12 protein-coding genes are annotated in these 13,754 nt (G+C 65.2%); all 12 read left to right on the top strand.

Going from position 1 to position 13,754, the window contains the following annotated elements:
* The first annotated feature begins 240 nt into the window (after positions 1-240).
* The 12 genes from IPI56_07325 to IPI56_07270 are packed head-to-tail and all read left to right on the top strand — an operon-like array spanning position 241 to position 13,751.
* Positions 241-2,709 carry a beta-galactosidase gene (locus tag IPI56_07325; protein MBK7545535.1) on the top strand — a complete coding sequence of 823 codons (2,469 nt, stop codon included), beginning with the start codon at positions 241-243 and terminating at the stop codon, positions 2,707-2,709.
* A gap of 16 nt (positions 2,710-2,725) precedes the next feature.
* On the top strand, positions 2,726-5,170 hold the full coding sequence (locus tag IPI56_07320; protein ID MBK7545534.1) for a glycosyl transferase family 36: 2,445 nt from the start codon (positions 2,726-2,728) through the stop codon (positions 5,168-5,170).
* Positions 5,171-6,163 carry an HD domain-containing protein gene (locus IPI56_07315; GenBank protein MBK7545533.1) on the top strand — a complete coding sequence of 331 codons (993 nt, stop codon included), beginning with the start codon at positions 5,171-5,173 and terminating at the stop codon, positions 6,161-6,163. It begins immediately after the preceding gene.
* A gap of 7 nt (positions 6,164-6,170) precedes the next feature.
* Positions 6,171-6,920, top strand: a complete 750-nt coding sequence (locus tag IPI56_07310) for an ABC transporter ATP-binding protein (GenBank protein MBK7545532.1) — start codon at positions 6,171-6,173, stop codon at positions 6,918-6,920.
* Complete coding sequence (locus tag IPI56_07305) at positions 6,917-7,720, top strand: ABC transporter permease (GenBank protein MBK7545531.1); 804 nt, start codon at positions 6,917-6,919, stop codon at positions 7,718-7,720. Before IPI56_07310 ends, IPI56_07305 begins: the two co-directional genes overlap by 4 nt.
* Complete coding sequence (gene miaA, locus IPI56_07300) at positions 7,720-8,688, top strand: tRNA (adenosine(37)-N6)-dimethylallyltransferase MiaA (GenBank protein MBK7545530.1); 969 nt, start codon at positions 7,720-7,722, stop codon at positions 8,686-8,688. Before IPI56_07305 ends, miaA begins: the two co-directional genes overlap by 1 nt.
* A 13-nt stretch (positions 8,689-8,701) precedes the next feature.
* Positions 8,702-9,964, top strand: a complete 1,263-nt coding sequence (gene hflX / locus IPI56_07295; protein MBK7545529.1) for a GTPase HflX — start codon at positions 8,702-8,704, stop codon at positions 9,962-9,964.
* Complete coding sequence (locus IPI56_07290) at positions 9,961-10,524, top strand: CDP-alcohol phosphatidyltransferase family protein (GenBank protein MBK7545528.1); 564 nt, start codon at positions 9,961-9,963, stop codon at positions 10,522-10,524. Before hflX ends, IPI56_07290 begins: the two co-directional genes overlap by 4 nt.
* The gene (gene der, locus IPI56_07285) at positions 10,521-11,849 is read left to right on the top strand and encodes a ribosome biogenesis GTPase Der (protein MBK7545527.1); all 1,329 of its coding nucleotides are present in this window, start codon (positions 10,521-10,523) and stop codon (positions 11,847-11,849) included. The genes IPI56_07290 and der overlap by 4 nt, the downstream gene beginning before the upstream one ends.
* The gene (gene plsY / locus IPI56_07280) at positions 11,846-12,457 is read left to right on the top strand and encodes a glycerol-3-phosphate 1-O-acyltransferase PlsY (GenBank protein ID MBK7545526.1); all 612 of its coding nucleotides are present in this window, start codon (positions 11,846-11,848) and stop codon (positions 12,455-12,457) included. The genes der and plsY overlap by 4 nt, the downstream gene beginning before the upstream one ends.
* Positions 12,454-13,497 (top strand): NAD(P)-dependent glycerol-3-phosphate dehydrogenase, encoded by a 1,044-nt coding sequence (locus IPI56_07275; protein ID MBK7545525.1) that lies wholly within the window; start codon positions 12,454-12,456, stop codon positions 13,495-13,497. The genes plsY and IPI56_07275 overlap by 4 nt, the downstream gene beginning before the upstream one ends.
* Entirely contained in the window at positions 13,494-13,751 is a 258-nt protein-coding gene (locus tag IPI56_07270; GenBank protein MBK7545524.1) for an HU family DNA-binding protein, read from the top strand. Before IPI56_07275 ends, IPI56_07270 begins: the two co-directional genes overlap by 4 nt.
* Positions 13,752-13,754 lie beyond the last annotated feature (3 nt).

Here is a 13,754-nt window from a genome sequence, read left to right as displayed (position 1 = left end):
GGGGGGAGGGGGCCGCGAAAAACCCCAATGTCATTTGCCGCTCATTGTGTAAAAGAGGCCGGGTCCGTCCCGTTCGGCGGGCCGTCGGTTTCGATGGCATCGGTTCTATTCTATAAAAACTTTCTTGGTTTTATTGATTCAGGGGTCAATAACCCCCGAAAAATCGGGGAAATTTCCGCCCTTTCGTTCAGGAACGTTCTTTGCTAATGTAATTTTTCACACCCAAAGGAATTGATCTCTATGGAAATGCTAAACGGCGCCTTTTGGCTGCATGGAAAGCCCTTTTTCCTCTATTCGGGAGAGGTTCACTATTTCCGCATCCCCAAAAAAGATTGGGCGGCCCGGTTGCGGGCCCTGCGGGCGGCGGGGTTCAACACGGTCAGCACCTACATCCCCTGGATTTGGCACGCCCCCGAGGAGGGGAAGTTCGATTTTACCGGCCAAACCGTGCCCGAACGGGACGTCCTGGGGTTCTTGGATCTCGCCAAAAAAGAAAAACTGAGCGTGCTGGCGCGCGTGGGCCCCGTGTCCAACGCGGAACTGCGCCACGAAGGGCTCCCCGCCTGGTTGGTGGAAAATTACCCGGACATTTTCGTCACCGGCCGGCGGGACGTCGGCAACCTGCCGCACGTCACGATCATTTCCTATCTGCACCCCGAATTCCAACGGCACGTCGAGGGCTGGTACGCGGCGCTCCTTCCGTCGATCGCCGATCGGCAGACCACGCGGGGCGGAAACGTGTTGGGCGTCCAGCTTTGCAACGAGGTCGCGATGGTGCACTGGCTGCAAAAAGGCTCGGACCACAAGGACCACGTCAACCGTTTTTATCGAGCGTTTTTGAAGGACACTTACGGTACGGTGGCGGCCTTGAACGCCGCCCACGGGAGCGCCTGGGCCTCCTTCGACGAAGTGGCCCAACCCAAAGGGGAGGAGGCTTCGGCCGAACGCGCCCGCGTTTGCATGGATTGGGCACTTTTCTACCGACGTTATTACGCCACCTATTTCGCCACGTTGTCGCGGCGCGCCCGGGAGCGCGGGATCGACGTTCCCCTCTTCTGCAACATTCCCCAGTTTTACGATTACGACATTCGCGGTCGCGGGAATTGGGCGCCCATGACCACGTCGATGTTTCGGGATTTCCCGCTGTTGACCCCGAACCTGGTTTTCGGCGGCGCCTACCAGATGCGCCATTTGGACTTTGAAAATTTCCACGACGTGGCCCTCACCACCGAGGTCACCCGCATGATCGGGGCCGTGGAGGTGCCGTCGGCGCCCTCCGTGGGGGACCCGGTCCGCGCCGGTCGTTTGCCCAAGGCGCCGGCCTTCACGCCTCTCGTCGAATCCCCTGTCCCGGTGGTGTGCGCCGAACTGCAAACCGGCATCATGCGCGATCGGCCCCGCCTTTACCCCACCCAGGTGGAGTTGAACGTCAAGAGTTCCGTGGGCCAGGGCCTCGCCGGCGTGAACGGGTACATGCTGGCGGGCGGGGAAAACCCGCCGGGCCTGGGCGCTTTCGGGACCTATCACGATTGGCAGGCCCCGATCGGGCCCAAGGGCGAAATCCGCGCGCACATGGAACCCCTCCGGCGCTTTGGCCGTTTTATCAAGTGGGCCGGGCCCCATTTGGCCGTCACCAAAAAAGTCGCCGACACGACCCTCGGTTTCTACACCCCTTATTACGCGACGGAATACCTGTCCGGCCCCTGGTCCGAGGGCCTCGAAGCGCGCCGTACCGCGCTGTGGTACGATGGCCTGGCCCGCTTGATCCAGTTGGCCGGCTACAGTTACCGGATGATGGACATCGAACGGTCGCCGGTGGACGTGTTGCTGGCGTCCCCCAGCCTTTGGATTTACACCGAAGATTTCATGGACCACGACACCCAAGCCAAATTGGCGGGGTACGTGAAAAACGGCGGCCGCCTCTTGATCGGGCCGCGTTTGCCGACGCGCGATATGAGCGGCGTCGCCGACACGACCCTGGCCGACGCGCTGGGCGTGGCGGTGGCCGAGGAGCGCAAGGGCGGCGTCTTCACGGACGAGGGGACCGAATGGTGGGTGGGCGCGCCCGTCCAGGTTTACAAAGTCGACGCCCCCGCCCGCGTCTGGCGGAACACGCCCACCGGCCCCGCCGCCGTCGAAGTCGAGGCGGGGCGCGGCCGCGCGATCGTCGTCGGCTTCGGCGTGCCCCACGTCTTCGATCATTTCCGCGACTGGGTGCGCCGGTGGGGCGAGGCCCTCGGCGCCCGGCCCGCCGTGACCGTCGATCCCGGGGATCTGCAGGCCGTCCTGCGGCGGTCCGACGATCTGGGGTTTTTGTTCGTGTTCAACTATCATTTCACCGAACAGCGCGGCGCGGTGACGGCGCCTTTCCCCGGGACGGACAAACCCCTGCGTCTGCCCGCCCGGGGACGGATGATCTTGCCGCCCTTGAGCGCGCGGGTGTTGCCTTTGAACGTTCCGCTCGACGACCGCCGGCGGTTGGCGTGGTCGACGGCGGAGGTGTTGGACGCCGCCGTTTCGCCCCGCGGTTTCAAGGGCGTCGTCGCCGCCACCCCCGGCGAGCGGGTGTCGCTCGCCCTGACGTTGCCGAAAAAACCCCGCGCCGCGCGCGCGGGCGGCGCTCGCGCCGCCCTGACGTGGCGCGGCGGCCGGGCGGAGTGCGTGTTCGACGTGGAAGGCCCGGAGACGGGCGTGACCATCGATTTTTAGTCCCTAGGAGGCTTCTGTGAAACAACCGACTTTCCCTTTCAAAACCCCGTACGGGCATTTTTCCGAAGACGGGGCGAGTTACATCATCACCCGTCCGGACACCCCCCGGCCCTGGGTCAACATCATGTCGAGCGGCACCTACGGCGTGGCCATGTCCCAGACCGGCGCGGGCTACAGCTGGTTGCACCACGCCTCCATGAACCGGATCACCCGTTGGAACCAGGACTTGATCCAAGATTTCATGGGACGCCACATCTACGTCCGTGACGACAAGACGGGCAAGTTCTGGTCGGTGGGTTGGCAACCGGTCCAGGCGCGCCCGCAGAGCTACGAGGTCATTCACGGCGTCGGTTACACCATCATCAATTCGCGGGTGAACGACATCCAGATCCAATGGCTGGTGTTCGTGCCCCACGACGAGCCCCTGGAAGTGTGGCGGTTGCGGATCAAGAACGTGGGCAAGACCGCGCGGTCTTTGTCGTTGTGGACTTATATGGAATGGAACCTCGGCGAATCGCCGGATGGACACCGGGAATTCCACCGCACGTTCATCGAGACGGCGATCCACGACCACGGGCGCGTGCTGCTGGCCAAAAAACGCCTGTCGCCCTTGAAAAACAGCCGGGGGCAATTGTGGAACCGCACCTGGGACCACGTCGCCTGGCACGCCGTCAACGCGCCGGTTCGCGCGTTTAGCGGCGACAAGCAGGCGTTCCTCGGCAACTACGGCACCCTGCGCGCGCCGGCGGCGTTGAAAGAAGGCCGCTATGTCGGGCCCACGACCGGGAAATGGGACGACGGCATCGCGAGCCTCTGCGTTCCCGTCGCCCTCAAGGCCGGGCAGGAGCGGAGCGTGCTGTTCACCGTCGGAGCGGCCGAATCCCAAAGCCAGGCCTTGGTCAAGTCCCGTCGGTTCATGGACTTTTCCCAGGTGGACAACGCCTGGGGCCGCACGGAAATGTTCTGGGACAAATACATGGCCGCTTTCCCCGTGAAAACCCCGGACCGCGGTTTTAATTTGCTGACCAATACCTGGCTCAAATACCAGGCCCTTTCCGCCCGCCTCTGGGGGCGCACCGCCTATTATCAAACGGGCGGCGCTTACGGGTTCCGCGACCAGTTGCAGGACAGCCAGGTTTTCCTGCCGCTCGATCCCGCGGGCACGCGCCGGCAAATCCACCTGCACGCCCGGCACCAATTCGCCGACGGCACCGTGTACCACTGGTGGCATCCGCTCTCCGAGGAGGGGCTGCCTTCGAAGTATTCCGACGATCTTCTGTGGTTGCCCTTCGTCATGGTCAATTATTTGAAAGAAACCGCCCATTGGGACCTTTTGGGCGAAGAGGTCCCCTTCGCCCGTCGGCCCGGTGAACGGAAAGAAACGAGCGGTCCGATGTACGACCACGCGGTCCGGGCCATCGACAAGGCGCTCGCGCGCCTGTCGCCCCGGGGCCTGCCCTTGATGGGCGAAGCCGATTGGAACGACGGCCTGAACGGCGCCGGCATCGGCGGCAAAGGCGAAAGCGTGTGGATGGGGCACTTCTTGTACGGAATTCTTCGCGATTGGGCGGGAACCATCGACCGCGCCGTGGCGCAGAAAGCGATCCCGGCGGGGGAAAAGGCGCGCGCCGCGCGTTACCGCAAGGCGGCGGAGAAGTTGAAGAACGCCGTCAACCGCCACGGTTGGGACGGGGCCTGGTACAAGGGGGCCACCACCGACGACGGAGCGCCGTTGGGGTCCCACCTCAACAAAGAGGGGAAGATTTATCTCAACTGCCAAACCTGGGCCATTTTGAACGACGTCGTGCCCTCGGAAGCCCGGCGCAACGCCGTCTTGAAATCCCTGGAAAAGCACCTGTACGGGCCCCACGGCCCGCTCTTGCTCACGCCCGCTTACACCGTGCCCGACGAGCGCGTCGGCTATTTGACCCGCTATTCCCCGACCACCCGGGAAAACGGCGGTGTTTATTTCCACGCCGCCGTTTGGGCGTTGCAAATGGAGTGTTCGCTCGGCCGCGCCCGCAAAGCCTGGGAGCTGTACCAGCGGATGAGCCCGGTGGTTCGCGGCGCCAAGGAGCCGGATTTGTACCGGGCGGAACCCTACGTGACGCCCGGCAATGTCGACGGACCGGGATCGCCCACCCCCGGCCGGGCCGGATGGACCTGGTACACGGGGTCCGCGGCGTGGCTTTACCGGATCTCCACCGAATGGTTCCTGGGCATTCGGCCCGAATGGGAGGGGTTGCGCGTGCGTCCCTGCCTGCCGCCGCCCTGGAACGAGGCCGAGGCGACCCGGGTGTTTCGGGGCGGGACCTACCGCATCACCATCCGCCGGGACCCGAAATTGCCGGCCGGCGGCCAAAAAATCCTTTTCAACGACAAGGAACTGACGGGGGACATCCTGCCTGTCGCGCCGGGAAAAACGAACGTTGTCCAGGTGCGCGTGGGGCCGGCGCGATAAATGGCGGAAACGGAAGCGCCCGCCCCCGAAACGGAGCGCCCCCGCGCCGCGGACGTCTACGGGGATGCCGTCGCCCTCGCCCGGGAAATTTACCGGACGCCCGAAGGGGACGCCCCGCCTCATTTGCCGTGGCCGGAAAACACGGTTCGAAAAATCGTGGGTCTGGTGCGCGGCGGGGACGCGGAGATATTGTCCCTCGCCGAGCGGTCGGTGATGGATCATTTTATTTTTGGCCACATCCCCAACGTCACGATTCTGGCCGTCCGGGTGGGTCTTGGCGCGGAACTGGGGGAGGAGGATTTGGTCACCCTGGGGCTCTGCGCGTTTCTTCACGACGTCGGTTTGTCCTCCCACATGGAACTCGCGGCCAAACCCACCCGCTTGACCGATGAGGAATACAAGACCTTAAAGTCCCACGTGGGGGAAGGGCAAAAGGTCTTGGACCAATTTTCTCTCCCGGAAGGGGACATCAAAGCCACCGTCCGCCGCGTCATCGGGGAATCCCACGAGCGCACCGACGGACGGGGCTATCCCCAGCGGCTGGAAGGCGACCAAATCCATTCTTTCGCCAAAATCATCCACATGGTCGACATTTACGAAACCCTCAGCCACGGCCGGCCCTGGCGGCCGCGCGTTCTGCCGCACGAGGTCCTGCGGCGCATGGTGGAGGAGGCGCCCGGCGTCTACGACGGCAAGCTTCTGCGGCTTTTGTTGGACGCGCTGTCGTTTTACCCCCCGGGGACCTACGTCCGCCTCAATTCCGGCGAAATCGGCCGCGTCCTCACCGTGAATCCCGGCCAACCCCTGCGGCCCAAGGTTTGGGTGTTGATCGATGAGAACGGCGCCCGCGTCGACGCCCCCCGCCGCGTCAACTTGGGCGCCCGTCCCCTCCTCTACGTGACGGACGCCGTGGACGAAACCCAAATTGAAACCGACGACGCCCGCCTGCGATTGGAGTTGCGCGCCCAACGCTGGTGGATGAAAAGTCGATAACCCCTCCGTGTTGCCGCTGGTTCTGGAAAACGTCTCGAAATATTTTTCAACCGCCTCCGGCCGCCGGGCGGCGCTGCGCGGCGTTTCTTTTTCGGTCCCGGCCGGGGGTCTCCTTTGCCTGCTCGGGCCCAACGGGTCCGGAAAGACCACCCTCCTCAAAAGCATCGCCACGCTGTTGATCCCCGACGGAGGGCGCGTCCGGTTGGGCGACCGGGACGTCCACCGGTCCTTGGATTGGGCCAAACGGCGCATCGGCTTCGCCTCCACCGAGGATCAATCGTTTTACGGGCGCCTGTCCGGACGACTCAACCTGTGGTTTTACGGTCAAATGTACGGGATGACCGGCGCGGAATTCGACCGTCGGTTGGCGGCGCTGGACGCGTTGTTGGATTTGTCCGGGTCCCTCGACCGCCCCCACCGCGAGCTCTCCAGCGGGCAGAAACAACGCTTCCTTCTGGCGCGGGCGGCCCTGCACGACCCGGCGGTGTTGATCTTGGACGAACCCCACCAAAATCTCGACCCCCTGTTCGCCGCGCGCCTGCGCGTGGTGATTCGCGACCGATGGGTCGGCGAACAGGGGAAAACCGTGATCGTCTCGACCCACCACCTGGAAGACGCCGAAAAAATCTCCGACCGCTGGGTGGTTCTGGCCGAGGGAAAAGTGCGTTTCGTCGGATCGGTGGCGGCGGCGCGGGCGGCGGACCCGCGTTTCCACATCGAGCGGTTTTTCCATCAAATGACGGAGCCCGTCGCGTGAGGACCCTCTGGGCGTTTTTCCGGCGGGACGCGAACATCCACACGTCCTACAAACTCGGTTTCGTCATGGACCTGCTGGGCGTTTTTTTTACCGCCGCCACCTATTACTACGTGGCCAAAATGTTCGGCGCGGCGGCCGCGCCCTTTCTGCGGGCCTACGGGGGGGACTACTTCGCTTTCGTGTTGATCGGCGTGGCCTTCGCCGCTTACCAGAACGTCGGCCTCAATTCGTTTTCCCAATCCCTTCGGCAGGAGCAATTTTTAAACACGCTCGAGCCGCTGTTGGTCACGCCGGTGAGCACGCCGCGTTTCTTGATCGGGTCGTCCCTTTGGGATTTTCTTTACGCCACCGTCCGGGTGGCGCTGTATTTGGGGGTCGGCGCGGCCTTTTTCGGGTTCCGCCTTTCCCAAACCCGGCTCGCGCCCGCCTTGGCGGTTTTGGTCCTCACGCTGTTGGCCTTCATGGGTCTGGGCGTTTTCGCGGCGTCGTTCATCATGCGTTTCAAACGGGGCAACCCCGTCACCTGGATCATGGAGGCGACCAGCAACTTGTTGGGCGGGGTGCTGTTCCCCTTGGCCGCTTTGCCGCCCGGCCTCAAACGGGCCGCGTTTTTTATTCCCATGACCCACGCGCTGGAGGGTTTGAGGCAAACGCTGTTGATGGGCGCGGGGTGGAACGTCATCGTCCCTCAATTGGTTTGGCTCTCGGTTTTCATCGTCGTCATTTGGCCCCTGGGCGTCTTCACCTTCGGCCGGGCGGTCCGCCGCGCCCGCGCCGACGGGACCCTGGGACATTATTGATGTTCGCCGACCCCCGGCGGCCCGGCGGGCAGCCGGTTCGGATCTTGGTGGGGCCCACGGGCGTTGGCAAGAGCGCCGTGGCCCTGGCCCTCGCCCGCGCCCTCGGGGCGGAAATCATCTCGGCCGACTCGCGCCAGGTGTACCGGGGTTTGTCGGCCGGGACCGCGAAGCCGGAGGGCGAATGGCGGGACACGGCCGCGGGGCGGCGCTACGTGGCGGCCGGGGTGGCGCACCATTTGGTGGACGTGGCCGATCCCACGGAACCGTTCACCGCCGGACGTTTTGTCAAGGAGGCTGCGGTCGTTTTGTCGGACCTGGCCCGCCGCGGGACGCCGGCGATCATCGTCGGCGGAACGGGGCTCTACCTCCGATCGTTGGTGCGGGGGTTGGCCCCCCTGCCGCCCCGGGACGAATCCCTGCGCCGCTCCTGGGAAGAACTCGCGGCGGCGCGGGGGCGGGACCACGTGCACGCCCTGCTGTCCCAAGTCGATCCGGTGGCCGCGCGGGCCATCCCCGCCAACAATTTGCAGCGCGTTCTCCGGGCCCTCGAAGTCCACGCGCGGACCGGCCGGCCGCTTTCGGACTGGCAGGCCAAGGAAACCCGTCCCGCCGAGTGGGATTTTGAGTGGACGGGCCTCGTCCTGCCGCCGGAGGTCCACCGGGTTGTCTTGACCGCGCGGTGCGCCGCCATGGCGCCCGGCGTCCTGAAAGAATGCGCGGCGTTGCTCGCGGCGGGAATTTCCCCCGACGCTCCGGCCTTTCAGTCCCTGGGGTATCGGGAAGGCGCGGTCTGCGTTCGCGGCGGGATGAGTCGCGTCGCCTTTGAGGCGGCGTTCCTGCGGCAGACGCTCCTCTACGTCAAACGACAGCGCACCTGGTTCCGCGCCGAGCCCGTCCGGTGGTGGACGGTCACGCCGCCGCTGGACGCCGCGGCGATCGCCGACGAAATGCGTCGCCCAAAAAAGTAAAATGACAGCCAACATGGAACGCGCGGCGGTGGTCGGGGTGTGGGCGAAGGGCGCCGGACCCCGGGAAGAGGCGTCCCTCGCCGAGCTGAAGCGGTTGTTGGAGACCGCCGGCGGGACGGCCGTGGCGGAAATCATCCAGGAGCGCGCCCGCCCGGACCCCGCCACATTGATGGGCCGGGGCAAGGCCGAGGAAATCGCGAACCTCGCGCGCCAGGCCCGCTTGAGCGCCGTGGTGGTCGACGCGGAATTATCGCCCACCCAGCAACGGAATTTGCAGGAGATCGTGCCGGCCAAAATCATCGACCGCACGCGCCTGATCCTTGATATTTTCGCCCAGCGGGCGCGCACGCGCGAGGGCAAGTTGCAGGTCGAGTTGGCCCAAATGAATTACCTTCTGCCCCGGGCCACCGAAAAATTCGGCCGGTTCGAACAGCAAACCGGCGGCATCGGCACCCGCGGGCCGGGCGAGCGGAAATTGGAAATCAGCCAGCGGCGGATCCGCGAGCGCATCGTCCGTCTTCGACAGGAAATGGAAGCCGTGGGCCGTCAGCGCGCCCTGCGGCGCGACAACCGGCGGCGGACGCCCCTGCCCCTGATCGCGCTGGTCGGGTACACGAACGCGGGCAAATCGACCCTGCTCAACGCCCTGAACACGGGCCCCGCGCCGGACGTTTACGCCGATGACCGTTTGTTTGCGACCCTGGATCCCACCACCCGGCGGGTCAAGTTGCCGGGCGGGCGGATGGCCCTCCTGGTGGACACCGTGGGGTTCATTCAGAATTTGCCGCACCACCTGGTGGCGGCTTTTCGCGCGACCCTCGAAGAGGCGCGCGACGCCGACATGTTGCTTCACGTGGTGGACACGGCGGACCCGGCCTGGCCGACCCACGCCGACGTTGTGACCGACGTCCTGAAGGATTTGGCCGCCGACGCCCTGCCCCAATTGACGGTGCACAACAAAGCGGACGTCTTGACGCCCGCCCAGCGCGCTCAGCACGAGCGGCGGGGGGACGTTTTGGTTTCGGCCCGGACGGGCGAGGGGCTGCCCCGCTTGCTCGCGGCGTTGGAAAAGCGGTTGGACGCCGCGTTGGAAGAGCGCACCGTTTTTTTGCCTCACGACCGACGTTCGTTGTTGCCCCTGTTTTACGCCGCCGGCCGGGTGCTGGGGGAAAAATCCGCCCCCGGCGGCACCCGCCTGCGGGCCATGTTGAGCCCCTCCAATTGGGGACGGTTTGAAAGCGCCCTGGGCGCTGATTCCAAAGGACAAAAAAAATGACGAGACACGCGACAGCCGGTCCGGCCCCGCGGCCGCGCCTTACCTGGGCGAACCGCATCACCATCCTGCGGCTCCTTCTGACGCCCCTTTTGGTTATCCTGCTTCTCAAGGGGGAGCGCCTGTGGCCCCTTTACATCTTTTTGCTCGCGGCGCTCTCCGACATATTGGACGGCGCGGTCGCCCGCTGGCGGAACGAGCAAACCCTGCTTGGAAAATTCCTCGACCCGGTGGCCGACAAGCTCCTGTTGTCGTCTTCCTTTTTGATCCTGGCGCTTTTGGGCCGCACGCCCATGTGGGTGTTTATCGTGGTGCTCTTCCGCGACCTGCTCATCCTGATCGGCTGGAACGTGATGTTCATCCTCACGCGGGTGCCGCGCATCGAGCCCCGCGCCTTGGGCAAGGCCACGACCTTCGCCCAGATGGCCACGGTCATCGCCCTGCTCACTTTCCCCGGGCAACCTTGGCCGAAATTTTTAACCCTTCCCATGATCGTCGTGACCGTCCTGTCCACCATCGATTACGTGTGGGTGGGATCCCAGCGGCTCGGGGAGCTCGGGTGATCAAAGACCCCCGCCTCACCATCGTGGTGGTGGGCCGACCCAACGTCGGCAAATCCACCCTCTTCAACCGGCTGACGGAAAAACGACGCGCCATCACCTCGCCGATCGCCGGGACCACCCGCGACTGGATCGAAGGGATTTGCCATTGGAACGGCCGGGCCTACCGCGTGATCGACACGGGCGGTTACGCGCCGGGGTCCGAGGACGTTTTGTCGTCGGTGCGCGCGCAGGTGGAGGCGTGGCTTGAAAAAGCGGACGCCGTCCTTTGGGTCGTGGACGCGGGGGAAGGCCTCACCGCCCAGGACCAGGCTTTCGCGCGGCTCCTGCGCCCGCGCTCGTCGCGCGTGGTGCTGGCCGTGAACAAGGCCGACGACGCGGGCCGCGACGGGGCCTTCGCCGATTTCGCGAGCCTGGGTTTTTCGCGTTTGGTGACGATTTCGGCGACCCACGGTCGGCGGGTCAACGTGTTGTTGGAGGAGATTGAAAACCTCATCGGCGGGGACCTCCCCGGCGACGACGCGGCCGACCCCGACGAGGTGGCGGTGTCCCTGGTGGGGCGGCCCAACGTGGGCAAATCGTCCCTGGCGAACCGCTTGTTGGGCGAGGAGCGGATGATCGTGTCGGCCGTCCCCGGCACGACCCGCGACACGGTGGACACGCGCTTCGCCTGGAACGGGCGTCCGTTTCGCGTGGTGGACACGGCCGGGTTGCGCGCCAAAAAATCCCGCGCGGACAATTTGGAAAACCTCACCCGGCTGATGACGGAACGCGCCCTGGACCGTTCCGACGTGGCGCTCTTGCTGGTCGACGCGGGGGAGGGGTTGACCGAGGGGGACGTCGCCGTGGGCCGGCTGATCGACGAGAAACGGCGCGCCTGCGTGCTGGGGGTCAACAAGTGGGATCTGGTGACGGACCACGCGCCCACGGCCAAGTACTACCGCGACCGCGCGCCCGAGGGCATGCCCTTTTTGTCCCACAGCCCGATTGTGTTCTTTTCGGCCAAAACCGGCCACCACATCGAGGACCTGTTGGCCAAGCTGGCCGCGACGCGCGACGAATACCACCGGCGCTTCGACGACGAGGAGTTGACGGCGTTCTTTTGGAAAACCGTCCAAGAGCGCCCCTACAACCAGAGGGGCCAGAAGTTGGTTTTCCACAGCGCGCGCCAGGTGGCCGTGGCGCCCCCGACGTTCGTGCTTCGAACCAGCCTCGAGCCGGAGGACATCCATTTCTCCTACGAGCGGCGGCTGGATAACGTGTTCCGGGCGCAACACGGCTTGGCCGGGGTGCCCATCCATTTCAAGTTCAAGCGGGGGAAATCATGAACGAAGGGCTGTGGGTTTTGGTGGGGTTCGCGGCCGGGTCCCTGCCCACGGGGTATCTGATGGGGCGCGCCCTCAAAGGCATCGACATCCGCACGGTGGGGTCGGGCAACGTGGGGGCGACCAACGTGTTCCGGTCCGTCGGGCGCGGCGCCGGCGTCGCGACCCTGTTGATCGATATTTTAAAAGGGTTTTTGCCGGTCTGGGGCGCTTTGCGGGGCTTGCCGGTGGAGGCCGTGCCCTTGCTCACGGGCGCGGCGGCCGTGGCGGGCCACACCTGGTCGCCGTGGGTGCGTTTCCGCGGGGGAAAGGGCGTGGCCACGTCCGCGGGGGTTTTCCTGGCGTTGCTGCCGGGGCCCATGGGGGTGGCCTTGCTCGTCTTCGCGTTGGCCTTTGCCGTTTCGCGGCGGGTGTCGGTGGGGTCCTTGGCGGGGGCCGTGGTTTTGCCCCTCGCGGCGTGGTTCGCCGGCGCTTCCCCGGCGCGGGAGGCCATGGCGGTCGCGTTGTGTTTGGTGGTGGTCCTTCGACACATACCCAATATGAAACGGTTGGCGCGGGGGGAGGAGCCCCCGTTGTTCGGTTTCAAGAAAGGAGACCCCAAATCTTTATGAAGGAAAAAATCGCGGTTTTGGGCGCCGGCAGTTGGGGCGCCACCCTTGCCGATCACCTGGCCCGGAACGGCCACGACGTCGTCCTCTGGGAGATTTCCCCGGCGGCCGCCGCGCGGCTCGAACGGGAGCGGCGGCTTCCGACGTTGGACGGGCTTGTTTTGCACCCGGACGTGCGCGTGACCGAGGACATGGCGAAGGCCCTGACGGGCCGGCCCGTCCTTGTCAACGCCGTCCCTTCGAAACACGTGCGCGCCACCTTCCGGGCCGTGCGCGTGTCGAACGCCCTGGCCCCGTCGGCCTGGGCGGTGAGCGTGTCCAAGGGCATCGAGAACGACACTTTAAAACGCATGACCCGCGTGATGGAGGAGGAAACACCGGCTTTGGCGGGCCGCACGGCCGTGTTGGCCGGACCCTCCCACGCGGAAGAGGTGGCGCGGTCGGTTCCGACGGCGGTGGTGGCGGCGGGGCCCGAAGCCCTCCGCGAACATTTGACGCGGCTCTTCAATTCGGAAAGCCTGCGGGTGTACACCAACCCGGATTTCGTCGGGGTGGAGTTGTGCGGCGCGCTGAAGAACGTCTACGCCGTGGGTTGCGGCGTCTGCGACGGGTTGGGCCTGGGGGACAACACCAAGGCCGCGCTCATGACGCGGGGGCTGAACGAAATGGTGCGCGTCGGCGTCGCGGAAGGCGCCCAGGTGTTGACCTTCCTGGGCTTGGCGGGCCTGGGGGATTTGATCGTCACCTGCACGTCGCGGCACTCCCGCAACCGCCTGCTGGGCGAAAAGCTCGGCCAGGGGAAATCGGCCGAGCAGGCCCTGGGGGAGATGACCATGGTGGCGGAGGGGTATTTCACGACCAAAAGCGCCAAACAATTGATGGACCACCATAAATTGGATTTGCCCATCATCACCGAACTGTACGCCATGCTTTACGAGGGCAAACCGGCGCGCGCCGCCATGCGGGACCTGCTGTCGCGCCCGCCCGTCGCGGAAATGATGCACGTGGCCCCTTTTATTCGACAAACGGAGGAGAAGATATGAACAAAGCCGACATCATCCAGATCGCGGCCCAATCCCTGGGCACGCGCCAAGAGGCGAAGGCGGCCGTCACGCGGATATTCGAAGGCATGCGCAAGGCGTTGCAGGAGGGGGACAAAGTCGTGGTGCAGGGGTTCGGCAGTTTCCACGTGGTCATGCGGAAAAGCAAGCCCGCGCGCAACCCCCGCACCGGGGAGCCGGTGCTGATCCCCCCGCGCCGCCGCGTGAAGTTCAAAATGGCCAAGGGCCTGCTTTGATCG

The organism is Elusimicrobiota bacterium (assembly GCA_016706425.1).
Taxonomy (GTDB): Bacteria; Elusimicrobiota; Elusimicrobia; order FEN-1173; family FEN-1173; genus JADJJR01.
This window is presented reverse-complemented; position numbering and strand designations above follow the sequence as displayed.

Coding starts and splice junctions, on each gene's coding strand:
- miaA (MBK7545530.1), top strand. CDS start 7,720: ATGTTCGCCGACCCCCGGCGGCCCGGCGGGCAGCCGGTTCGGATCTTG.
- IPI56_07290 (MBK7545528.1), top strand. CDS start 9,961: ATGACGAGACACGCGACAGCCGGTCCGGCCCCGCGGCCGCGCCTTACC.
- IPI56_07270 (MBK7545524.1), top strand. CDS start 13,494: ATGAACAAAGCCGACATCATCCAGATCGCGGCCCAATCCCTGGGCACG.
- IPI56_07315 (MBK7545533.1), top strand. CDS start 5,171: ATGGCGGAAACGGAAGCGCCCGCCCCCGAAACGGAGCGCCCCCGCGCC.
- IPI56_07275 (MBK7545525.1), top strand. CDS start 12,454: ATGAAGGAAAAAATCGCGGTTTTGGGCGCCGGCAGTTGGGGCGCCACC.
- hflX (MBK7545529.1), top strand. CDS start 8,702: ATGGAACGCGCGGCGGTGGTCGGGGTGTGGGCGAAGGGCGCCGGACCC.
- IPI56_07325 (MBK7545535.1), top strand. CDS start 241: ATGGAAATGCTAAACGGCGCCTTTTGGCTGCATGGAAAGCCCTTTTTC.
- plsY (MBK7545526.1), top strand. CDS start 11,846: ATGAACGAAGGGCTGTGGGTTTTGGTGGGGTTCGCGGCCGGGTCCCTG.